The organism is Massilia sp. Masssp94 (assembly GCF_059491305.1).
In genome coordinates this window covers 254454-276711 of sequence record NZ_CP168501.1, presented here as the reverse complement: position 1 = coordinate 276711, position 22258 = coordinate 254454, and the positions used below count along the sequence as shown (strand labels likewise).

Annotated in this window: 12 protein-coding genes and 1 pseudogene; 10 read left to right on the top strand and 3 right to left on the bottom strand. The window is 67.5% G+C overall.

The genetic code is table 11. The features are described 5' to 3' along the window. Window positions 1–53: 53 nt before the first annotated feature. Complete coding sequence (locus ACEN9G_RS01095; RefSeq protein WP_413343082.1) at window positions 54–1151, bottom strand: alkene reductase; 1098 nt, start codon at window positions 1149–1151, stop codon at window positions 54–56. A gap of 179 nt (window positions 1152–1330) precedes the next feature. On the opposite strand from ACEN9G_RS01095, the pseudogene ACEN9G_RS01090 reads away from it, so the two are divergent. From ACEN9G_RS01090 to ACEN9G_RS01070, 5 genes and pseudogenes are all read left to right on the top strand, one after another. Further along, a pseudogene (locus ACEN9G_RS01090) lies at window positions 1331–2145 on the top strand (MFS transporter). Continuing rightward, complete coding sequence (locus ACEN9G_RS01085) at window positions 2124–3140, top strand: LacI family DNA-binding transcriptional regulator (RefSeq protein WP_483127592.1); 1017 nt, start codon at window positions 2124–2126, stop codon at window positions 3138–3140. Before ACEN9G_RS01090 ends, ACEN9G_RS01085 begins: the two are co-directional and overlap by 22 nt. Before the next feature lie 123 nt (window positions 3141–3263). After that, window positions 3264–5249 carry a heparinase II/III domain-containing protein gene (locus tag ACEN9G_RS01080; RefSeq protein ID WP_483127591.1) on the top strand — a complete coding sequence of 662 codons (1986 nt, stop codon included), beginning with the start codon at window positions 3264–3266 and terminating at the stop codon, window positions 5247–5249. Between the two features lie 16 nt (window positions 5250–5265). Next, window positions 5266–6435, top strand: a complete 1170-nt coding sequence (locus ACEN9G_RS01075; RefSeq protein WP_413341315.1) for a glycoside hydrolase family 88/105 protein — start codon at window positions 5266–5268, stop codon at window positions 6433–6435. Between the two features lie 184 nt (window positions 6436–6619). Continuing rightward, window positions 6620–7960 (top strand): MFS transporter, encoded by a 1341-nt coding sequence (locus ACEN9G_RS01070; protein WP_413341317.1) that lies wholly within the window; start codon window positions 6620–6622, stop codon window positions 7958–7960. Here the strand turns inward: ACEN9G_RS01070 and ACEN9G_RS01065 are convergent. Continuing rightward, window positions 7905–8978 (bottom strand): LacI family DNA-binding transcriptional regulator, encoded by a 1074-nt coding sequence (locus tag ACEN9G_RS01065; protein WP_413341319.1) that lies wholly within the window; start codon window positions 8976–8978, stop codon window positions 7905–7907. The two genes, ACEN9G_RS01070 and ACEN9G_RS01065, sit on opposite strands and share 56 nt — an antisense overlap. A gap of 283 nt (window positions 8979–9261) precedes the next feature. Here ACEN9G_RS01065 and ACEN9G_RS01060 point away from each other — a divergent pair, with 283 nt between their 5' ends. The 4 genes from ACEN9G_RS01060 (at window position 9262) to ACEN9G_RS01045 (ending at window position 18754) form a co-directional block, all read left to right on the top strand. After that, the gene (locus ACEN9G_RS01060) at window positions 9262–12129 is read left to right on the top strand and encodes a TonB-dependent receptor (protein WP_413341321.1); all 2868 of its coding nucleotides are present in this window, start codon (window positions 9262–9264) and stop codon (window positions 12127–12129) included. A 24-nt stretch (window positions 12130–12153) separates the two neighbouring features. Further along, complete coding sequence (locus ACEN9G_RS01055) at window positions 12154–14496, top strand: beta-galactosidase (RefSeq protein WP_413341322.1); 2343 nt, start codon at window positions 12154–12156, stop codon at window positions 14494–14496. A 16-nt stretch (window positions 14497–14512) separates the two neighbouring features. Continuing rightward, window positions 14513–15766, top strand: coding sequence for a DUF2264 domain-containing protein (locus ACEN9G_RS01050; protein WP_483127590.1), 1254 nt, complete (start codon window positions 14513–14515; stop codon window positions 15764–15766). Between the two features lie 219 nt (window positions 15767–15985). Next, the gene (locus tag ACEN9G_RS01045) at window positions 15986–18754 is read left to right on the top strand and encodes a TonB-dependent receptor (protein WP_413342725.1); all 2769 of its coding nucleotides are present in this window, start codon (window positions 15986–15988) and stop codon (window positions 18752–18754) included. A 66-nt stretch (window positions 18755–18820) separates the two neighbouring features. Here the strand turns inward: ACEN9G_RS01045 and ACEN9G_RS01040 are convergent, their stop codons facing one another. Continuing rightward, complete coding sequence (locus ACEN9G_RS01040; RefSeq protein WP_483127589.1) at window positions 18821–19714, bottom strand: alpha/beta hydrolase; 894 nt, start codon at window positions 19712–19714, stop codon at window positions 18821–18823. Between the two features lie 185 nt (window positions 19715–19899). On the opposite strand from ACEN9G_RS01040, the gene ACEN9G_RS01035 reads away from it, so the two are divergent. Further along, window positions 19900–22146 (top strand): glycoside hydrolase family 3 C-terminal domain-containing protein, encoded by a 2247-nt coding sequence (locus tag ACEN9G_RS01035; protein ID WP_483127588.1) that lies wholly within the window; start codon window positions 19900–19902, stop codon window positions 22144–22146. Window positions 22147–22258: the final 112 nt, after the last annotated feature.

The following is a 22258-nucleotide window of genomic DNA, read 5'->3' as shown; positions in this document are numbered from 1 at the left end:
GTGTCAATGACGGAATCTACGCCCGTGGTGAAGCGGGCGCGACTTCCTTTCGGTCAGGCGGCCAGCGGTTCGTAGTCGAGATAACCATGCACGCCGCCGCCATAGAACGTGAACGGGTCGGGCGTGTTGTACGGGCCGCCGCGGCGGATGCGGTCGACGAGGTCGGGGTTGGCGATGAAGCTGCGGCCGAACGATGCCAGGTCGGCCATGCCGGATGCGATCAGCGCGTCGGCCGCGGCGGGATCGAGGCCGCCGTTGGCGATGATGGCGCCGCCGAAATTCGGGCGCAGCACGGCGAGGATGCGGTCCATGTCCGGCGCGCCGGCCCACGCGTTCGAATCCGCGGCGTGGAGGTACGCGATGCCGGCCTCGCCCAGCATCCGGGCCACGTAGGCGTACGTCTCTTCCGTGGCGGGATCGGTGGCGTTGTTGTAGGCGGCGAACGGCGACAGGCGCACGCCGATGCGGTCGGCCGGCACTTCGTCCAGCACGGCGCGCAGCACGAGTTCGAGGAAGCGGGCGCGATTGGCGAGCGAGCCGCCGAACTCGTCGTCGCGACGGTTCGTGTGCGGCGACAGGAACTGGTGCGGCAGGTAGCCGTTGGCGGCGTGCAGTTCGATGCCGTCGATCCCGGCGCGCATGGCGTTGCGGGCGGCGACGCGGAATTCGTCGACGGCCGCGTGGATGTCCTGCACGGTCATGGCGCGGGCCGGCGACGCCGCGATGCGCGTATAAAAGCCGTTTTCCAATGCGGCATAGGGCTGCAGCAGGTGCAGGTCGTCGTTGACGGCGGACGGCGCCAGCGGCGCGCGGCCGTCCAGCAGCGCGTAGGAGCTCACGCGGCCGCTGTGCCACAGCTGCGCGAACAGGCGGCCGCCGGCCGCGTGCACGGCTTCCATCACGCGGCGCCAGCCGGCCACCTGCGCGTCGTCGTGCAGACCCGGCGCCAGTTCGAACGCGGTGGAGTGGCGCGACACATTGGTCGCTTCGCCGACGATCAGGCCGGCCGCTGCGCGCTGCGCATAATAGGCGGCGTTGGCGGCGGTCGGGACGCCGTCGGCGCCGGAACGGGCGCGCGTGACGGGGGCCATCGCGATGCGGTTCGACAGCGTCAGGTTGCCGAGGCGGGTGGGTGAGAGAAGGTGTGCCATGTCAGGACTCCGTTGAAAAGATGGCTTCACTGTAGCGGCGCCGGCCCGCGGCGATAATCCGGCGGCAGCCGGCAACACTTTTGCGCACGCGGCAATGACGTTCGATAATCGAACAGGTGATTGACTATCGAACGCGGCATTGCTACGCTGGCGCGAAGCCGGCATCTTTGGAGACCGTCATGACCCATCAGGACCTCGACGTCCAGGCATTCATCAACCGCCATCCCTTTTCGCCTTACCAGTGGCTCGTGTTCGCCACGTGCTTCTTCATCGTGCTGCTGGACGGCTTCGACACGGCCGCCATCGGCTTCATCGCGCCGTCGCTGCTATCACGAACGCGATGTTCTGCGGTTTTCCGCTGGGTGCCGCGTGGATGATCCCGCAATGGGGCCGGCGCAGAGTGCTGGCGCTGGGCGGCATCGCGCTGTTCGTCCTGTTGCTCGTGATGGCGTTCAGGTTGCCGGAATCCGTGCGCTACATGGTCGCGCGCGGCGCGCCGGCGGAGCGGATCCGCGCGCGCGGACCGGCGGCGTCAAGGTGCTGTTCGCGCGCTCGTACGCCGTCGACACCCTGATGCTGTGGCTCGCATACTTCATGGGTCTCGCCATCTTCTATGCGCTGATCAACTGGATGCCGATCCTGTTCAAGGAGGCGGGCCTGCCCGTGCAGACGGCCACGCTGATCGCCGCGCTGTTCCCGCTGGGCGGCCGCGTACTACCCGACGCGGGGCCGCGCCACCGGCGCCGCGTGGATGCTGCGGATCGGCCGCTTCGGCGGCATCGCCGGCTCGTTCCTCGTGGCGGAGCTGGCGCGGCGCCAGCTGCCGTTCGGCCAGGTGTTCATGGTCGTGGCCGCGGCGGCCCTCGTGTCGATGGCGGCCCGGCGCTGCGGGCGCAGGTGGACCTGCACTGAGCGCCGGTCCCCGTCCTCCCTGGTCTTGCCTGTTCGCTACCATTCAGGTAACGTTGGGGGATGCAGAAGACAAGTACGTTGACGGAAGTGGCAGAAGAGGCGGGCGTATCGCTGATCACGGCGTCGCGCGCGCTGCGCGGCGTGGGGCGGGTGGCGAAGGAGACGCGCGAACGCGTGCTCGCGGCGGCCGCGAAGCTGGACTATACGCCGGACATGCTCGCGCAGAAGATGCGGGGCGGGAACTCGGGCCTCGTCGGCGTGTTCGTCAACGGCTTCCGCTCGCTCGTGATGCACGAGCTGCTCAGCGCCATCAACGACGAGGCCCGCCGGCTCGGCTTCGACCTCATCGTCTTCAACGCGGACCATTTCGACGATGCGCGCCGCGCCGGCACGGCCGAGATGCTGCGCAAGCTGTGCGACGGCCTGCTCCTGCTGCTGCCGGACGCGAACGACGGCCTGCTGGTCAGGCTGGAACGCGCGCACGCCCCGTGCGTGCTGGTGAGCTTCGCCGCGCGCCCGATCGACCTGCCCGTCGTCCTCGGCTCCAACCGCATGGCGGCGAAGAGCGCCGTCGAGCACCTGCTCGGGCTGGGCCACCGCCGCATCGCCTTCATCGCCGGTACGTCGTTCACGGGCCAGAGCGAGGAGCGCCAGCGCGGTTACGAGGATGCGCTGCGCGCGGCCGGCATCGCGATCGAGCCGGCTTATCTGCGCCAGGGCGATTTCAACGATGCCAGCGGTTTTGCCGAGACGCAGGCGCTTCTTGAACTGCCGACACCGCCCACCGCGATCTTCGCCGCCAACGACGCGATGGCGTTCGGCGCCATGGACGCCATTTCCGACGCCGGGCTGAAGGTGCCGGACGATCTCTCCGTCGTCGGCTTCGACGACGTGATCCGCGCGGCCGTCGTTTTCCCCAAGCTCACCACCGTGCGCCAGCCGCTGAACGAGATCGCCGTGCGCGCCGTCGCGGAACTGGTCGACGCCATGCGCAACGGCCGGGCCGAGGGCTTCCGCATCGAGCTGCCGGCCCGCCTCGTCATCCGCGATTCCACGGGGCCCGCACCGAAGGGCTGACGGCCCCGATGGCATCGTTACCACCCCGCCGCGCTCCCTGAATCGACCACCGGGTTGAGCGAAACCCTATTGTCTTTTGCGAACGTGAGTGGTAACGTTGTCACAACTCATCAGGGAGACGACATGAATCGAAGGAATGCGCTGACCCGCGGACTGGGTGCGCTGGCGCTGCTGGGCGCGCCCGGCCTGCGCGCGGCGGCCGGACCGGCGGGAGAGCAGGGCGGTGCGGCCCCGGCGCCGCGCGTGCCCAAGCGCTACCTGCGTGCCGTCGTCGACGAGGCCTTGCTGCGCCGCCGCCTGCCGCCGCCCGGGGCGTGGCATCCGTATCCGCGGGCGGGCGACCGCGCCGCGTGGGCGCAGGTGCCGGCCGACGTGGCCGCGGCGCTGATCGCCCGCGCCGACGCCTGGCTGGGCACCGAGTGGCCGCAACTGCCGGCCAGCCTGTTCCTGGAATTCGCGGAGAACGGCAACCGCACGCATTACGAACAACGCTATTTCGAGCGCCGCAGCCGGCTGGCGGGCCTCGTGCTGGCCGAATGCGTGCAGGGGCAGGGCCGCTACCTGCACGCGATCGCGGACGGTGTCTGGCACGTGTGCGAGGAAACGTTCTGGGGCCTGCCGGCCCACAGCGGCATGTTCGAGCGTGGCGTCGGCCTGCCCGATGCTGCCGAACCCGTGATCGACCTGTTCGCGGCGGAGACGGGCGTCACGCTGGCCTATGTCCATGAGCTGGTGGGCGAGCAGCTGCGCACGGTGTCGCCGCTGCTCACCGTGCGCATCGCGGCGGAGGTGAAGCGCCGCATCCTCGATCCGGGTTTTACCCGCGACGACTTCAAGTGGATGGGCCTGAAGGACAAGAAGGAACCGCTGAACAACTGGACGTCCTGGATCGCATCCAGCTGGCTCGAAGCGAACCTGCTGCTGGAGCCGGATCCGGCGCGCCGCATCGCGGCCACGTTGAAGATCTGCCGCTGCCTGGACGGCTTCCTGGAAGACTACTCGGACGACGGCGCATGCGAAGAGGGCCCCGGCTACTGGACGCTGTCCGCCGGTCCCTACCTCGACAGCCTGATGGCGCTGGACGCCGCGACCGGCGGGGCGGTGAACCTGGCGGCCGACCCGTTCGTGCGCCGCATGGGCCATTACGTGCTGGACGTGCACGTGGCGGGCGACTGGTACGTGAACTATGGCGATGCGCACGCGAAGGTGCACCATTCGCCGCCGCTGCTGCACCGCTTCGGGCGCGCCACGGGCGACGCCGACCTGGCCGCGTTCGGCGCGTTCCGTGCGCCCGCGCGCGGCATCGCGCTGTCCGACCAGGGCCGGCTCGCGCGCGACGTGGCCGACGTGCTGGAGGTCGCGCGCATGCGGGCGACGCCCGGCCGCGACGCCCTGCGGCGCGCATCCTGGTATCCCGCGCTCGGCCTGATGACGGCGCGGGCGCAGGGCGGCTCGGCGCACGGATTCTTCCTGGCCGTGCAGGCGGCGTCGAACGCGCGCAGCCACGGCCACCACGATTCCGGCAGCTTCATCGTGTTCCACGACGGCCTGCCCGTGTTCGTGGACCCCGGCGTCGAAGCCTATACGGCGAAGACGTTCAGCAAGGACCGGTACACCATCTGGACCATGCAATCGGGCTGGCACAACCTGCCGCTCGTGGGCGGCCGGATGCAGGCTGGCCGGGATGCGCGCGACCGGGCGAGCCGGGTGCGCGTCGACGATATGGGGATGACGATGGACCTGGCAACCGCGTACGGCCCCGAGGCGGGCATCAGGACGTGGGAGCGGCGCATCGCGCTCGACCGCGCCGCCGGCACGGTGAACCTGCGCGAGACGTTCGCGCTGGCCCGTCCCGCGCCCGTGGCCCTCGTCTTCGTCACGCCGCGCAAGCCCGATGCGGCGCAGGCGGGCGTCGTCGCGTTGCCCGTGGCCGGTGGCCGGACCGTGCACCTGAAGTTCGATCCGCGCGCGCTGCGTGCCGACGTCGAACGTCTGGCGCTGGACGACGCGGGCCTGAAGCATGAATGGGGCGACGCGCTGTACCGCATCCGGCTGGCGTCCGCGCAGCCGCTCGGCAGCGGCGACCTGAACGTAGCGATAGCGACTTGAAACCTGAAGGATCCACATGAAGAAGCGAACGATGGCGGCCATCCTGGCGAGCGGCATGCTCCTGCTGGCCGGTTGCGCGGACATGACGAGTAATCGCGCGGCCGTTCCCGCGCAGGAAGCACGCACCTCGATCCCGACGCGGGCCGAAGCGCTCGCCGTCATCGACAAGGTGAACGGCTACTGGCAGCGCACGACGCCGCCGACGGAATCGGCGTTCTGGAACGTGGCCGTCTACCACACGGGCAACCTGGCGGCCTACGAGGTCACGCGCAACGAGGCGTACCGCCAGTATTCCGAGCGGTGGGCCGAGTACAACGGCTGGAAGGGCGCCAGGTCCGACAACAAGGCCGAGTGGAAGCTCACGTACGGCGAGACGGACGACCACGTGCTGTTCGGCGACTGGCAGGTCTGCTTCCAGAGCTATATCGACCTGTATCGACTCGGCCCGCAGGACCCGCGCCGCGTCGCCCGCGCGCGCGAGGTGATGGGGCACGAGATCGGCACGGACCGCGTCGACTACTGGTGGTGGGCGGACGGCCTGTACATGGTCATGCCCGTGATGACGAAGATGTACCACCTGACGGGCGACCGCCGCTACCTCGACAAGATGGTCGCGTATTTCGAGTACGCGAACAGTCTGATGTACGACCCCGAGACGCATTTGTACTACCGCGACGCGCGCTACGTCTACCCGCAGCACCGGAGCGTGAACGGCAAGAAGGACTTCTGGGCGCGCGGCGACGGCTGGGTGTTCGCCGCGCTGGCCAAGGTGCTCGCGGACCTGCCGCGCGACGATCCGTACCGGCCGATGTTCGAGGAGCGCTTCCGCGCGATGGCGCAGACGCTGAAAGGCATCCAGGCGCCGGACGGTTACTGGACGCGCAGCCTGCTCGACCCGGCCCACGCGCCGGGCCCGGAAACGAGCGGCACCGCGTTCTTCACCTACGGCATGCTGTGGGGTATCAACAACGGCCTGCTCGACCGCGGCACGTACCTGCCGGTGGCTGCAAAGGGCTGGGACTACCTGACCCGCACCGCGATCCAGGCGGACGGCAAGGTGGGCTACGTACAGCCGATCGGCGACCGCGCGATTCCCGGCCAGGTGGTGGACCGCAACTCGACGGCGCATTTCGGCGTGGGCGCGGTGCTGCTGGTCGCGTCCGAAATGGCGAAACTGGCCCCTTAGTTGGCCCCTTGTTTTCTCTCCTTCGCGGGCCCGAGTGCCCGTGTTCGGCCTGCCCAGGGATGGCAGGCTTTTTTTTGGTTAATTTCCAAGAACCGGGGTCAGAGCCCGGTTTTGGGAAATTAAAAGCTTGCACTTTTTTTACGCTGCGGCGATGCTTTAGCCCTTGTTAGTGGGAAACGCGTCCATGTTGGAAGACAAAAGCGCCCACGCCGTCGGTACGTTGCGCTATACGACGGCGGGCCTCGCCATCGTCATGTTCTGGCTGCTGTTCGGCGAGTTCGCCATCGCCTTCCGCGACCGCTCGGCCATCCCCGGCGTCATGGAACTGCTGCGCCAGCACCACGCCAGCGACACGATGATCGCCGTGCTCGTGTCCGCGCTGCCGGCGCTGCTGGGCGCCGTGCTCGTGCCCATCGTCGGCTTCCGCTCCGACCGTTTCCGCAGCCGCTGGGGCAGGCGGCTGCCGTTCCTGATGGGGATCACGCCGGTCGCCGCGCTCGTGCTGATCGCGCTCGGCAACTGCGCGACGTTCGGCCGCGTCACCGACCAGTTGCTCGGGTCGCTGTCACCCGGCGTGGACGCTTGCGTGCTCGCGTGGTTCTGCCTGTTCTGGACCGTGTTCGAAGGCGTCGCGCTCGTCACGCTCGCGCTGTATGCGGGGCTCGTCAACGACATCGTGCCGCGGCCCGTGCTCGGGCGCTTCTACGCGGCGTTTCGCATCGTCAGCCTCGTCGCCGGCATCCTGTTCAACCTGTGGTTCTTCAGGCTGACGGAACACCATCTGCGCGAAGTCTTCCTCGGCATCGGCCTGTTCTTCGGCGTCGCCGTCATGCTCATGTGCCTGCGCTTGAACGAGGGCGAGTACGGCCCGCCGTCGGTGGATGGCCAGGATGCCATGACGTGGCGCGCGATGGGCCGCGCGTACTGGCGCGACTGCCTGTCGGACCGCTACTTCCTGCTCGTGTTCTTCGCCCTGACGGCGTCCGAACTCACGTTCATGCCCTTCAATACGTTCTCGCAGCTGTACGCGGAATCGATCGGCATGGACAAGGCCACCCTGGGCCGCCTGCTCGCCTTGTCGTACACCTTGTCGATCGGACTGTCGTACGTGATCGGCTGGCTCGTCGACCGCTACAGCGCCGCGAGCGTGACGGTGTGGGCGATGGGCCTGTACCTGTGCGTGGGCGCCGGCGGCTTCCTCGCCGTGCACGACCTGCAGAGTTTTTCCATCGTCTACGTGCTGCACGCCGTGGTGGCGGGCACGTATTACACGGCGTCCGCCTCGCTGCCGATGGTGCTGTTCCCCCGTGCCCGCTTCCTGCAGTTCGACGGCGCCAAGCGCGTCCTGTTCTCCACCTCCAACATCGTGCTGAGCTTCCTGCTCGGTCCCCTGCTCGACACGACGGGCCACCTCTACGGCCTGACGCTGCTCGTCGGCGGCCTGCTGGCGGGGACCAGCCTGGTCATGTTCAGGACACTGGCACGCGCCGCGCGCGGGCGGGTCGGCGCGGCGTCGTCGGCATAGATTCCGCCTGCGGCGCCGGTCCCGTCGAATCGCGCACGGTGAGCCTGGCGGGGAAGGCGATGCGCGCCGGGCCCGTCGTCTGGCCCGCGATCATGCCCACCACTTCGCGCACGGCATAGGCGGCGATCGTATCGAACGGCTGGTGCATCGTCGTCAGCTTCGGGAACACGCAGCTGGCGGTCGGGATGTCGTCGAAGCCGATCACGGAGATGTCATGCGGGACCTTCAATCCGCGGCTGTTGATGGCGTCGATGGCGCCGAACGCCATCTCGTCGTTCGCGGCGAAGATGGCGGTCGGCGGGACGGGGAGGGCGAGCAGCTGTTCCGTCGCCGCATAGCCGCCCGGCTGCACGAACGCGCCGTTGACGACGAGCGCCGGATCGGGCGTGATGCCGGCCGCCTGCAGCGCATCGACGTAGCCCCGCTCGCGCTCCGCGCTCTGCCCCGTGCCCGGATTGCCGGCGATGTAGGCGATGCGGCGGTGGCCCAGTTCCAGCAGGTGATTCACGGCCACGCGCGCGCCGAGGCGGTTTTCCGCCGCGACGACGGGCACCGCGAGGGGGCGCGCATCGAAGCAGATCACGACGCTGGCCACCTGCTGGCGCTCGATGGCGTCCAGGAAGCGGTCGTCCGCACCGGGCATCACGACCATCAATCCGTCGCACAGCTTGCCCAGCAGGTCGCACGTCGCCATGCGGTCCGGGCTGTCGAAGCGTTCCGCGTTGAACAGCAGCAGGTCGTAGCCCTGGGCGCGCGCGTGCGTGCTCAACGCGCGGATGATCTCGTGCAGCACGACGGGGCCGTAATTGTTGACGAACACGCCGAGCAGGCGGCTGCGGTCCCCGCGCATGCGGCGCGCCAGCGGATCGGGCGTGTAATTCAACTGCGCGGCGGCGGCCATGATGCGCTCGCGCGTCTCGGCCGACACATAACCCGCGCCGCGGATCGCACGCGATGCCGTGATCGGGGCCACGCCCGCGAGCCGGGCGACTTCACTGAGTTTGCTGACTTTACGCATGGTGGGAAGTCTGACGGAAAAATGAGACAACGTACATCACAAAATTCGTCAAAGGTATGACCGTTTGGCATGCCTGTCGTGGTTGTGCGACACAGAATTTGCCAAAATGGCTCACAATATCGAATAAAAACAATGAGTTACGCCCTGATTTGATTCGTGCGTGCACTATTGCCCTTTAATAATCGCTTGTGGTAACGTGACCACCAGCCGGCGTAAAGACCACCGTTAGTCGTGCCCCAGACCGGCACCTATGTTCCAATAACGACACAAGAATGGAGACAAGATGAACAAGAAGTTGCTCGCCACGCTGCTGCCGGTGGCGCTGGCCGCCGCCTATGGGAACCAGGCCCTGGCACAGGATGCGACGGCGCCCGCCGCGCCGACCACCGAACCGGCACCGCCGGCCGCGGACGCACCCGCCGCGACCACGGTCGTCGTCACGGGCTTCCGTTCCAGCCTGCAGAAGGCGCTGAACCTGAAGCAGCAGGCGATCGGCGTGCGCGATTCGATCGTCGCCGAGGACATCGGCAAATTCCCCGAGGCGAACGTGGCCGAGTCGCTGCAGCGCGTGCCGGGCGTGATCCTGAACCGCGACGAAAGCTCGGCGGAAGGCCAGCGCATCTCGATCCGCGGCCTGCCGACCGAATACACGGTGACCACGCTGAACGGCGCGCCGGTCAACACGACGTCGACGAGCACCATCGGCAGCGCGGCGCGCGGTTTCAACTACGACGTGTTCGCATCCGAACTGTTCGGCCGCGTCGACTTCTACAAATCCCCGCTGGCCGAACTGCCGGAAGGCGGCATGGGCGGCGTCGTCGACCTGCAGACACCGCGTCCGTTCGACAATCCGAAGCGCACCGTCCGCTACGGCGTGTCGGCCGCCTTCAACACGATGTCGGAGAAGACCGATCCGAACCTGTTCGCGCTGTATTCGAACACGTGGGGCAACTGGGGCTTCCTGGCCGGCGCGTCGCACTCGAAGGCCGTCAACAACCGCTCCGGCTTCGAAGCGACGGGCGGCTACAACAGCTCGCGCCGCGGCAGCGCCTCGCCCGTGCTGGGCAACTTCGCGTTGCAGCTGGACTACGACGATCCGCGCGCGAACCTGTCCGGCTATACCCGCGACCAGGTCGACAACGCGCTGCTGCCCCGCATCTACCGCTTCTACGGCTCGCAGAACCGCCGCACGCGCGACGGCCTCGTGACGTCGCTGCAGTACAAGGAAGGCGGCCTGAATATCAGCCTGGACGGCCTCGCCTCGCAACTGCAGAACAGCCGCGACGAACTGTATTACGGCATCCTGATCCGCAACAGCAAGACGACGAACCGCGCCGCGCCGGCCGGCCAGGCGGGCCACAATGGGCTCGTGCCGCTGGACGTGCACATCGACCCGGCGTCGAACCTGTTGACGGGCACCTTCGGCAATACGTCGTACAGCAGCGGCGTCACGTACGGCGAGGACAAGACGAAGTTCGGCTACCTCGCCCTGAACGGCCGCTGGGAAGTGAAAAAGGGCACCGTGCTGACCGGCCAGCTGTCCGCGAACAACAGCGACGCGAAGAGCTACCAGGACACGCTGTCGGGCCAGATCTTCGGCGTCGATTCCACCATCGACTACGGTTCGGACCACGTGTACCCGTCGATGTCGTCGAACGTCGACTACACGAACCCCGCCAACTTCACGGGCTTCGACATCAACACCGGCTGGACGCGCGAGACGGACAAGGGCCGCCAGGCGCGCCTCGTGCTGGACCAGGACTACGACCTGTGGGGCGGCTGGACGGGCCACTTCAAGGGCGGCCTCGTGTACGTCGACACGACGAAGACGATCGAGAAGCGCAACGGCACGACCGCCATGGTGGCCAAGCTGAAATCGTTCGGCGACGCGGGCCTGCGCAGCAACATGGTGTCGGCCCTGCCGATCTCGAACCTGGACATGGGCGACGGCTGGCCGCATCAATTCGGCACGTTCACGCGCAGCTATACGTATTCCACGTACGACCCGCTGGCCTACAACACGCCTGCCGCCTTCACGCCGGCGCAGAGCTTCGGCGCGGAAGAGAAGGTCACCACCGGTTTCGTGCAGTCCGACTTCAAGGGCGAAGTGCTCTCCCGCGAACTGCGCATCAACGCCGGCGTGCGCTGGGCGCAGACGAAGCTGGGCATCGACAACTACAAGAAGTCGGGCACGGGCGGCGCCTACCTGCCGAACCAGGAACACGGCAAGTATACGAACGTGCTGCCGGCCGTCAGCGCCGCGTACGACCTGACGGAAGACCTGATCTGGCGCGCGTCGTACGGCAAGACGATCAGCCGCGCATCGCTGTCGATCATCGCCGCGCAGACCGTCATCCCGAACCCGTTCGACAACACGGCCACCGCCGGCAATCCGAACCTGAAGCCGCAGCAATCGAAGAACCTCGACACGAGCCTGGAGTGGTACTTCAAGCCGGGCAGCCTCCTGTCGGCCGCGTACTTCAAGAAGGATCTGACCGACGCCACCGTGTCGAGCACGACGCAGACCACGTTCGGCGCACTGGGCCTGCCGGATACGGCGCTGGGCGCGATCTTCCAGGACAAGAACGGCCACGTCGATCCGAACCTGCCGATGACGTTGCGCACCTACGGCAATGCCGGCCAGCAGACGTTGAAAGGCTACGAGCTCGCGTACCAGCAGGACTTCAACTTCCTGCCCGATCCGTTCAAGGGCCTGGGCGCGCTGGCCAGCTATACGCACATCGATCCGTTCAACAGCCAGAAATGGATCACGAACGCCGGCAAGGAAATCGAAGTCAACTCGGTGCCGAAGTACGCGTACAGCTTCACGACGTATTACGAGCGCGGCCCCCTGGCGATGCGCCTGTCGTACAACTACAAGGGCCGCTCGCTGCACGGCGACAATCCGAAGAACAACGGCGACGATTTGATTCGCTGGCGCGCCGCCCGCGGTTACCTGGACGGCACCATCAGCTACAAGCTGACCGAGAACCTGGAACTGCGTCTCGACGCGCTGAACCTGACCAACACGCTGTCGTACGATTACTTCGAGGATGCGACGGGCCAGTACGGCGACGGCCACCGCACCCGCATGGACTATGCGAAGTATGATGGCCGCACCATCAAGTTCGGCCTGCGCGGCAAGCTCTGATTCTTCATTTATTCTTACGACCACATGACCATCAGTTTCCAACGCCGCCGCCTGCTGCAGGGCGCGGCCCTGCTGCCTTTCACGGGCACACTGCACGCGGCGGCCTCCCGGCGCTTCGCGATCGGCGACCACGACTTCCTGCTGGACGGGAAACCGATCCAGATCCGCTGCGGCGAGATGCACTTCGCCCGCGTGCCGCGCGAGTACTGGGCGCACCGCCTGAAGACCATCAAGGCGATGGGCCTCAATACCGTGTGCGCCTACCTGTTCTGGAACTACCACGAATGGAGAGAGGGCCGCTACGACTGGGCCGCGCAGCGCGACGCCGCGGAGTTCTGCCGGCTCGCGCAGCAGGAAGGACTGTGGGTGATCCTGCGTCCCGGTCCGTACGCCTGCGCCGAGTGGGAGATGGGCGGCCTGCCGTGGTGGCTGCTGAAGCACGACGGTGACGCGTTCCTGCGCACGCGCGACGAGGCCTACCTCGCGCCGGCGCGGCGCTGGCTGAAGGAAGTGGGGCGCGTGCTCGGGCCGCAGCAGGTCACGCACGGCGGTCCGATCCTGATGGTGCAGGTCGAGAACGAGTACGGCTTCTACGGCGACGACGTGGGTTACCTCCGCGTGCTGCGCCAGGCCTTGCTGGATGCGGGCTTCGACGTGCCGCTGTTCCAGTGCAATCCGACGAATGCCGTGGCGCGCACGCACATTCCGGAACTGTTCTCGGTGGCGAACTTCGGCAGCGACCCGGTGGCCGGCTTCAAGGCGCTGGACGCCGTGCAGAAGGGCCCGCGCATGTGCGGCGAGTACTACTCCGGCTGGTTCGACACGTGGGGATCGCCGCACCGCCGTGGCGGCGTGGAAGGCGCGACGAAGGACATCGCCGCGATGCTGAAGGCGAACGGTTCGTTCAGCCTGTACATGGCGCACGGCGGCACGACGTTCGGCCTGTGGGGCGGCTGCGACCGCCCGTTCCGGCCCGATACGACGAGCTATGACTACGACGCGCCGATCAGCGAGGCGGGATGGATCGGCGCGAAGTTCGACGCGTACCGCGCGGCGATGACGCCGTTCCTGGCGGCGGGCGAAAAGCTGCCGGCGCCGCCGCCGCCCATGCCCGTCATGACGGTGGCGCCGTTCGCGCTGGCGGAATCGGTGCCCGTCAAATCGGCGCTGCCGGCCCGGGTGATCAAGGACCAGTCGCCGCGGCCGATCGAGCAGTACGACATCAGCCGCGGCCTCGTCTCGTATCGGGTGACCCTGCCGGCCGGCCCGGCGGGCGTCGTGGAAGTGGCACGTGCGCGCGACCTCGCGTGGGTCACGCTCGATGGCAGGCAGCTCGGCACGTTCGACACGCGCCACCGCCGCTACAAGGTGGACGTGCCCGCGCGCAGCAAGCCGGCGACGCTGGAGATCCTTCTGTACACGATCGCGCGCGTGAACTTCGGTCCCGAGGTCCACGACCGCAAGGGCATTCATGGTCCTGTCACGTTCACGGCGAAAGGCGGCACCGCGCAGCCGCTGGAAAACTGGGAAATCCGCGCGCTCGATTTCGACGCGGACGGCGTTCTGCCGAAGCTGGCGTTCAGGAAGGGCCGCGGCAAGGGCGCCGCGTTCTACCGCGGCGGCTTCGATGCGGCGCGCACGGAGGACACGTTCCTCGACATGTCGGCGTGTGGCCAGGGTGTCGTCTGGATCAACGGCCGCTGCCTGGGACGTTTCTGGAGCATCGGCCCCACGCAGACGATGTATCTGCCGGGACCGTGGATCCGCAAGGGCCGCAACGAGGTCGTCGTGCTGGACCTGACGGGACCGCGCGGGCAGGGCACGCCGACGATCGCCGGCCTGGAAACGCCGATCCTCGACCAGCTGCACCGCGAGCGCGATTTCCCGCGCCCGCCCAGCACCGCGCGCGTGCAGCTGGATGGCGTGAAGCCGGCGCACGAAGGCGAATTCGCGCCCGGCTCGCAGACGCAGGACGTGCGCTTCGGCGCGGCCGTGAAAGGCCGCCAGTTCTGCCTGGAGTCGCTCGACGCGTTCGACGGCAAGCCGTTTGCGGCCGTGGCGGAACTGTCGCTGCTGGACAAGGACGGCAAGACGCTGGACCAGTCCAACTGGACCATCGCCTGGGTCGACAGCGAGGAAGCGACGAAGGAGGACGGCGGGGCGCTGAACGCGATCAATGGCCAGAACAGCGACTACTGGATCACGGCGGACAAGGCGGCTTACCCGCACCGCCTCGTGATCGACCTGGGACGCGGCATGGACGTGGCCGGCCTGCGCTACGTGCCGCGCCAGGGACCGGACGGCACGCCGGGACGCATCCGCCACTTCCGCGCCTACGTGGGCGATACCCTGGTGGTGGACAAATAATCAACGAAGGAGACGCATGAAACGACGACACTTCATGGGCAGCTTCGCGGCCGCCGCCGGTGCCATGGGCCTGAAGGGCGCCGACGCGGCCACGCCGGCGCCGCGCGCGGGGAACGACCGCGAGTGGATGCTGAACCTGCTGCGCCGGATGGCCGAGCCCGTGCTGGAAGCGATGGCGCAGGGCGAGCTGAAAAAACGCTTCGCGCTGGAGCTGAGCCCCACGTGGGACGGCCGCAGCCCGCAGGTCGCGTACCTGGAATGCTTCGGCCGGCTCATCGCGGGCATCGCGCCGTGGCTGGCGCTGCCCGACGATGCGACGCCGGAAGGCCGCCTGCGCGCGCGCCTGCGCCAGCTCGCGCTGCAGTCGTATGCGCACGCCGTCGATCCGAACAGCCCGGACTACCTGTCCTGGCGCGAGCATGGCCAGGCGCTCGTCGACTCGTCCTATTTCACGAATGCGCTGCTGCGTGCGCCGAAGGCCTTGTGGGATCCGCTCGACGCCACGACGAAGCAGCGCATCGTCACCGAGATCAAGGGCCTGCGCCGCGTGGAGCCGCCGTACATCAACTGGATGCTGTTCGCGGCGATGAACGAGGCGTTCTTGCTGGCCGTCGGCGAGCAGGCCGACCCGATGCGCACGAACGTGGCGATCCGCAAGGTGAACGAGTGGTACGTCGGCGACGGCTGGATCAAGGACGGCGAGACGTTCCACTTCGATTACTACAACTCGTACGTGATGTACCCGATGCTGGTCGAGATCCTCGAGGTGCTGGAGCGGCACAATGCGCCGTTCTGGAACGGCAAGCCGGCGGACCTGCGCGCCCAGGCGACGAAGCGCATGCAGCGCTACGGCGAGCATCTGGAGCGCTTCATTTCGCCGACGGGCACGTATCCGCCGATCGGGCGCTCGCTCACGTACCGCACGGCCGTGTTCCAGCCGCTCGCGCTGCTGGCCTGGCGCAAGCAGCTGCCGGCCAGCCTGCCGGAGGGGCAGGTCAGGGCGGCCATGCAGGCGGTGCACGAGGCCGTGTGGTCGGACCCGACGAACTTCACGAAGGACGGCTACCTGACCCTCGGCTTCGTCGGCCACCACCCGGAACTGGCCGACATCTATTCGAACAACGGCAGCATGTACATCGCCTCCGAAAGCCTGCTCGCGCTGGGCTTGCCGGCGACGGACTCCTACTGGACGAGCCCCGCCCAGGACTGGACGCAGAAGAAGGCCTTTGCAGGCCGCCCGTTCCCGAAGGATTACGCGGTCAACTACTGAAGCACATGCGGTGCGCATCGTCTTATATGTTTTTGGCATGCCAGAGCGTAAAGAAGCCATAGAGGCAACGATCGCACTGCTACGTACAATAAAACTCGGTGGGCGTAAAGACCACGGCGATCACGGCGCCAGAGCCCCCTTTTTGCGCCGTTTTGCGACAACGTTGTCGCCGCCTTGCAGGAATCACACATTCAAATAACGGAGATTGGAGACAAGAACATGATCAAGAACCGGATCAGCAAGACCGTACTCGCGACGGTCATCGCCGAACTGTGCATCACCGGCTATGCCGGCGCGCAGACGGCGACCGCGCAGCCCGCGGGCGGCGAAGTGCAGCAGGTGGTCGTCAGCGGCATCCGCGCGTCACTCAGCTCGTCGCTGATGACGAAGCGGCTGCAGGACGGCGTCGTCGATGCCGTGTCGGCGGAGGATGCGGGCAAGTTCCCGGACACGAACATCGCCGAATCGCTGCAGCGCGTGACGGGCGTGCAGATCCAGCGCAACAACGGCGAGGGCCGCTACATCTCCGTGCGCGGCCTGGGTCCGGAATTCAACAACGTCCTGATCAACGGCCGCACGATGACGAGCGATACGGGTGGCCGCGAGTTCTCGTTCGACGTGCTGTCGTCCGACCTGATCTCCAAGGCCATCGTGTACAAGACGTCGCAGGCCTTCCTGCCGGAAGGCGGCATCGGTTCGACGGTCGACATCCAGACGGCGCGCCCGCTGTCCGGCAAGGCCGGCAGCTCGACCGTCGTCAACGTGTCGGATTCGTGGGACTCGAATTCGCGCAAGAACACGCCGAACCTCAGCGCCCTGTACTCGTACGCGAACGCGGAAAAGAACTTCGGCGTGTCCGGCTCGCTGTCGTACACGGACCGCGCCTCGCGCCAGTACAAGGCGCTCAACGACGCGTGGAACCTGCTGGACGTGAAGACGATCAACGGCAACCTGAATTCCAAGGGGCTCACGGCCGCCGACGTCACGACGAAGAAGCTGCTCATGCCGCAAAGCTACGGCTTCCAGAACGAGGACGAAAGCCGCAAGCGCCTCGTCGCCAACACGACGGTGCAGTACAACCCGTCGCGCGACTGGAAGATCACGGCAGACGCCCTGTATTCGCGCCTGAACCAGCGTAACAAGGTGATCGCCATCAGCGACTGGATGAATCCGACCCAGCTGAACGTGAAGACCGACGCGAACGGCCAGGTGACGGGTTTCGATCGTCCGGGCGCGAACTTCGTCGCCAACAACCCGGGCCTGGCCGCGGCGGGCATCCTGACCGAGGCGAACTCGAACGACATGATCGTCAAGGGCGGCGACCGCCTGTCGACCACGCTGGCCTACGGCCTGAATTCGAAGTGGAACCTGTCGCCGGACTGGAAACTGGAAGCCGACCTGTCGACGTCGCGCACGGCGATCGGCTATCCCGACCTGTGGATCGTGGCCGGCATGGTGCCGAAGAACGGCGACGTGCTGACGTTCGGCTCGACGCCGACCGTGAACTTCGGCGACGGCATCGCAGATCCGTCGGCCGTGCGCGCCCACGCCGTCGGGAACACCATCGCCTCGAACCACGACAACCTGCACGAAGGCCGCCTGAACGCCACCTGGAACACGGACATGGGCTGGTTCAAGGGCCTCCAGATGGGTACCGCGTACTCGCAGCGCAAGGTCGAGCACATCCAGTGGAGCTCCGATTCGTGGAACGCCTTCTCCGGCTACCACGTGTCGCTGCCGTCGTCGCTGTTCACCGTGACGCCGCTGGGCAATCCGTTCGGCAGCGGCGGCGGCGTGCCGGCGAACTTCCTGAGCTTCGATCCGTACGACTACATGGCTTACCTGAACCAGCCGTCGCTGATCCCGCAATCGAACGACCCGGCCCATTACGCGGACAAGTCGGTCTTCCCGAACGGCCCGATGGCGATCGACTACACGAAGCCGTCGCTGTGGGCCGTGCGCGAGAAGGTGGCGAACGCGTTCGTCCAGTCGAGGTGGGAAGGCGAGGGCTGGTCCGGCGACCTGGGCCTGCGCTACATGCACGTGAAGTCGCAGTCCTCGGGCACCAGCCGTATCCTGCTGTCGGCCGTGCAAAGCCCGAACGACACGACCTATATCCAGAACTGGGGTCCGATGCAGACGAATTCGGTCGACAACAGCTACAACGCGTGGCTGCCGTCCGCCAACCTGAAGTTCGACCTCACGTCCGACATGCTGCTGCGCTTCGGCGCGTCGAAGACGCTGACCCGTCCGACGCTGAACCAGATGGGCGTCAGCAATTCGTATGGCGGCCGTACCGGCTATGTCACGAGCGGCGGCGGCAACCCGTACCTGAAGCCGATGCGTTCGAATAACCTGGACGTTTCGTACGAATGGTACCTGTCGAAGACGAACTACGTCAGCGCCGCCCTGTTCATGAAGAAGGTGTCGGACTTCCTGGAGAAATCGCTGCAGGACACGAAGCTGCCCCAGTATCCGAACGAGATCGTGCACGACACCCGTATCCGCAACGGCCAGAAGGGCACGATCAAGGGCGCGGAACTGGCCGGCCAGTTTGCGTTCGACAAGATCCACCCGATGCTGGAAGGCTTCGGCGTGACGGCGAACTACACGTACGTGGATGCGGAAGCGAACCGCGATACGTCGGAGGGACCCGTGACCTGCGGCTATCCGGGCCTGTCGCGCCAGTCGTACAACGCGTCGCTGTTCTTCGAGAACAGCAAGTTCCAGGCACGGGCCAGCTATAACTGGCGCAATCACTTCTCCATCGATTGCGGCGGCGGCAGCACGTTGCCGCGCAACCGCGCGGCCTACGGCCAGACGGATGCGAGCCTGCGCTACAACCTGACCCCGCAACTGTCGCTGTACCTGGACGCCATCAACCTGACGAACGCCAAGGTGCACGAGTACGCCAACAACGACAGCCAGTTCCTCACGCTGGAAAACGACGGCCGCCGCATCAATCTCGGCTTGCGGATGCAGTTCTAAGCAGCAGGGGTCAGAGTCTGGAGCCGCACGGCGGCGACGCTCTGACCCCGAATTCCGATGCGCCGATTATTGGATCAGCTTATGGTCGCGCAGCCACTCCTCGGCGCGCTTCGGCCACAGCGAGAAGTCGCCGTGGCCGGCGCCCATGCCGGCACCGTGGCCGCCGCGCTCGAACAGGTGCATCTCCGCCGGTACCTTGGCGCGGGTGAGGGCCTGGAAGAACAGGATGCTGTTCTCGACCGGGACGGCGCCGTCGTCCTGCGCGTGGACGAGGAAGACGGGCGGCGTCTGCGCGGTGACGCGGGTCTCCACCGACATCGCCTTCACCTGTTCCGGCGTCGGATGGGCGCCCAGCAGGGCATAGCGCGAGCCTTCGTGCGCGAACGGCGGCATCAGGGTGATCACCGGGTACACCAGCAGCGCGAAGTCGGGGCGCGCGCTGACGGCATCCAGCGCGGCGCCCGTGCGGCCCGCCGGGTCGTCGAACAGCGTGGCCGCGCTGGCGGCCAGGTGGCCGCCGGCCGAGCTGCCCATCACGCCGACATGGTCGGGCGCCACGCCGTAGTCGGCGGCATGCGCGCGCACGGTGCGCAGCGCGCGCAGCACGTCCTGCAGCGGCGCCGGGTGGCCGTAGTCCGCCAGCCGGTACTTCAGTACGAAGGCGGCGACGCCGAGGCTGGACAACCACTGCGCGTACTGCCTGCCTTCATGGTCGGCCGCCAGGAACTGGTAGCTGCCGCCCGGGCAGATGATGACCGCGGTCTTCGCGGCGTGGCCCGCGGCGGCGGGGTAATAGGTCAGCGACGGCTGCGAGACGTTGCTGATGAAGGTCCCGTCGATCTTTTCCGGACCGGGATTCGCTTTCGCGTTCGGCACGCCTTCCGGCCAGAGCGGAATCACGGCCGTCTGCGCCTGGGCGCCGGCGGCGAGGAAGAACAGTGTCAACAACAGTTTGCGCATGGGAAACCCCTTGAAATAAAAGGGATTGTCGTCACGGGCGCGCGCACGGCGCAATTATGAAAATGGTGGAGTGCGGCAATGATTTCTGCCGATGCTGCGATTTCATGTGCCACCCGCGCGATTTTCGTGTGCCGTTCCGGGCCCGACCCGGCTACCATCTCCCCTTTTTGCAAGAGGAGCTGCACGTGGACCGTCTCGCCACCATCAGGAACAGGATCGCACTGCTGTGCGCCACCGCCGTCTGCTGCGGCAGCGCGCTCGCCGCCGAGCCATGGATGAATGCGAAGCTTCCGGCGGACGAGCGGGCCGCCCTCGTGCTGCGCGAGATGACGCAGGACGAAAAACTGAAGCTCGTCTTCGGCTACTTTGGCATGGACAATGATGGCAAGAAGATGAAGCGCCCGGCGCCTTCGCACGACCAGTCGGCGGGTTTCATCTACGGCGTGCCGCGCCTGGGCATCCCGCACCTGTGGGAAACGGACGCCGGCCTCGGCGTCGCCAGCCAGGCCGGCCCGAACGTGCGCCCGGCGACGGCGCTCCCGTCCGGCCTGAACACGGCGGCCACCTGGGACGTCGACACCGCCTACGCGGGCGGCGCGATGATCGGCGCGGAAGCGCGCGCCTATGGCTTCAACGTGCTGCTGGCGGGCGGCGTCAACCTGATGCGCGATCCGCGCAACGGGCGCAATTTCGAATACGGCGGCGAGGACCCGCTGCTGGCCGGCCGCATGGTCGGCGCGCAGATCCGGGGCATCCAGTCGAACCACGTGGTCTCCACGCTGAAGCACTTCGCGCTGAACGACCAGGAGGCGGGCCGCACGACGCTGAACGTCCTGATCTCCGAGCAGGCCGCGGTGACGTCCGACCTGCTGGCGCTGCAGATCGCGAACGAGGAGGGCAATCCCGGCGCCGTCATGTGCGCCTATAACCGCGTCAACGGCGCCTACTCGTGCGAGAACCGCTGGCTGCTGACCGACGTGCTGAAGGGCGACTGGGGCTTCAAGGGCTGGGTCATGTCGGACTGGGGCGCCGTCCACAGCACGGTGCCGGCGGCGAACGCCGGCCTGGACCAGCAGTCGGGCATGCCGTTCGACCTGGCCGACTACTTCGGCGCGCCGCTGAAGGAAGCCGTCGCGAATGGCTGGGTACCGCAGGCGCGCCTGGACGACATGGCGCGCCGCATCCTGCGCTCGATGTTCGAGCACGGCGTCGTCGACCACCCCGTGGCGCCGGCGCCGGAGGCTATCGACTTCAAGGCCCATGCGGCCGTGTCGATCAAGGACGCGCAGGAAGGCATGGTCCTGCTGAAGAATGCCGCGCGCGCGCTGCCCCTGGCCCCGGCCGTGAAGCGGATCGCCGTCATCGGCGGCCACGCGGACAAGGGCGTGCTGGCGGGCGGCGGCTCGTCGCTCGTGTACCCGGCCGGCGGCAATGCGGTGCCGGGCATCGCGCCGACGTCCTGGCCCGGCCCGGTCATGTATTACCCGTCGGCGCCGCTGGAAGCGATCCGCCGGCGCGCGCCCGGCGCGACGGTCACGTATGCCGACGGCGCCGACCGCGCCGCGGCGGCTGCGCTGGCGCGCGAGGCCGACGCCGTCGTCGTGTTCGCGACCCAGTGGACGGGCGAGGGCGTGGACGCGCCCGACCTGTCCCTGCCGGCCGGCCAGGACGACCTGATCGCGGCCGTGGCCGCGGCCAATCCGCGGACGGTGGTGGTACTGGAGACGGGCGGTCCCGTCGCCATGCCGTGGCTGTCGAATGTGGCCGCGGTGCTGGAAGCGTGGTATCCGGGCACGAGCGGCGGCGAGGCCATCGCGGGCATCCTGTTCGGCGAGGCCAACCCGTCCGGCCACCTGCCGGCCACGTTCCCGGCATCGACGGCGCAACTGCCGCGTCCCGTGCTGGACGGTTATCTTGACGGGAACGAGCGCCGCTTCGACGTCGACTACCACGAAGGCGCGGCCGTCGGCTACAAATGGTTCGACCTGAAAGGCCTGAAGCCGCTGTTCCCGTTCGGGCACGGCCTGTCCTACACGGACTTCACGCTGTCCGGCCTGAAGGCCACCGTCAGCGACGGCATCGTGACCGCGTCGTTCACCGTCGCGAACACGGGCAAGCGGGCAGGCAAGGAAGTGGCGCAGATCTACGTGGCGCCCGTGGGCGCGCGCTGGGAGGCGCCGAAGCGCCTGGGCGGCTTCGCGAAGTTGGACGTGCGGCCCGGCGCCGCCGCGCAGGCGTCCGTGACCATCGATCCGCGCCTGCTGGCCGTCTACGATGCGCCCACGAAGCGGTGGAACGTGGCGGCGGGCGACTACCGGGTCATCCTCGCGGCCAGCGCGGCGGACGACAAGGCGCAGGAGACGACGGTGCGCCTGGAAGCGGCGTCGTACGACGTCCACGGTAAGCCCCTGCGCACGCGCGCGGCGCCCTGACGGGGGGGCGTCGCTCCGTTGTGTAACTGCAACGCAGCGACGAAACCGCGATCCGGCGTGAGTGGGCTGTTATGATTCCAGCGACGTCCCCATGAGAGGTGACGGCCGGAGA

Excerpts from the sequence above, each read along its gene's own strand:
- ACEN9G_RS01095 (WP_413343082.1), bottom strand. The coding sequence starts at position 1,151 with ATGGCACACCTTCTCTCACCCACCCGCCTCGGCAACCTGACGCTGTCG.
- ACEN9G_RS01085 (WP_483127592.1), top strand. The coding sequence starts at position 2,124 with ATGCAGAAGACAAGTACGTTGACGGAAGTGGCAGAAGAGGCGGGCGTA.
- ACEN9G_RS01080 (WP_483127591.1), top strand. The coding sequence starts at position 3,264 with ATGAATCGAAGGAATGCGCTGACCCGCGGACTGGGTGCGCTGGCGCTG.
- ACEN9G_RS01075 (WP_413341315.1), top strand. The coding sequence starts at position 5,266 with ATGAAGAAGCGAACGATGGCGGCCATCCTGGCGAGCGGCATGCTCCTG.
- ACEN9G_RS01070 (WP_413341317.1), top strand. The coding sequence starts at position 6,620 with ATGTTGGAAGACAAAAGCGCCCACGCCGTCGGTACGTTGCGCTATACG.
- ACEN9G_RS01065 (WP_413341319.1), bottom strand. The coding sequence starts at position 8,978 with ATGCGTAAAGTCAGCAAACTCAGTGAAGTCGCCCGGCTCGCGGGCGTG.
- ACEN9G_RS01060 (WP_413341321.1), top strand. The coding sequence starts at position 9,262 with ATGAACAAGAAGTTGCTCGCCACGCTGCTGCCGGTGGCGCTGGCCGCC.
- ACEN9G_RS01055 (WP_413341322.1), top strand. The coding sequence starts at position 12,154 with ATGACCATCAGTTTCCAACGCCGCCGCCTGCTGCAGGGCGCGGCCCTG.
- ACEN9G_RS01050 (WP_483127590.1), top strand. The coding sequence starts at position 14,513 with ATGAAACGACGACACTTCATGGGCAGCTTCGCGGCCGCCGCCGGTGCC.
- ACEN9G_RS01045 (WP_413342725.1), top strand. The coding sequence starts at position 15,986 with ATGATCAAGAACCGGATCAGCAAGACCGTACTCGCGACGGTCATCGCC.
- ACEN9G_RS01040 (WP_483127589.1), bottom strand. The coding sequence starts at position 19,714 with ATGCGCAAACTGTTGTTGACACTGTTCTTCCTCGCCGCCGGCGCCCAG.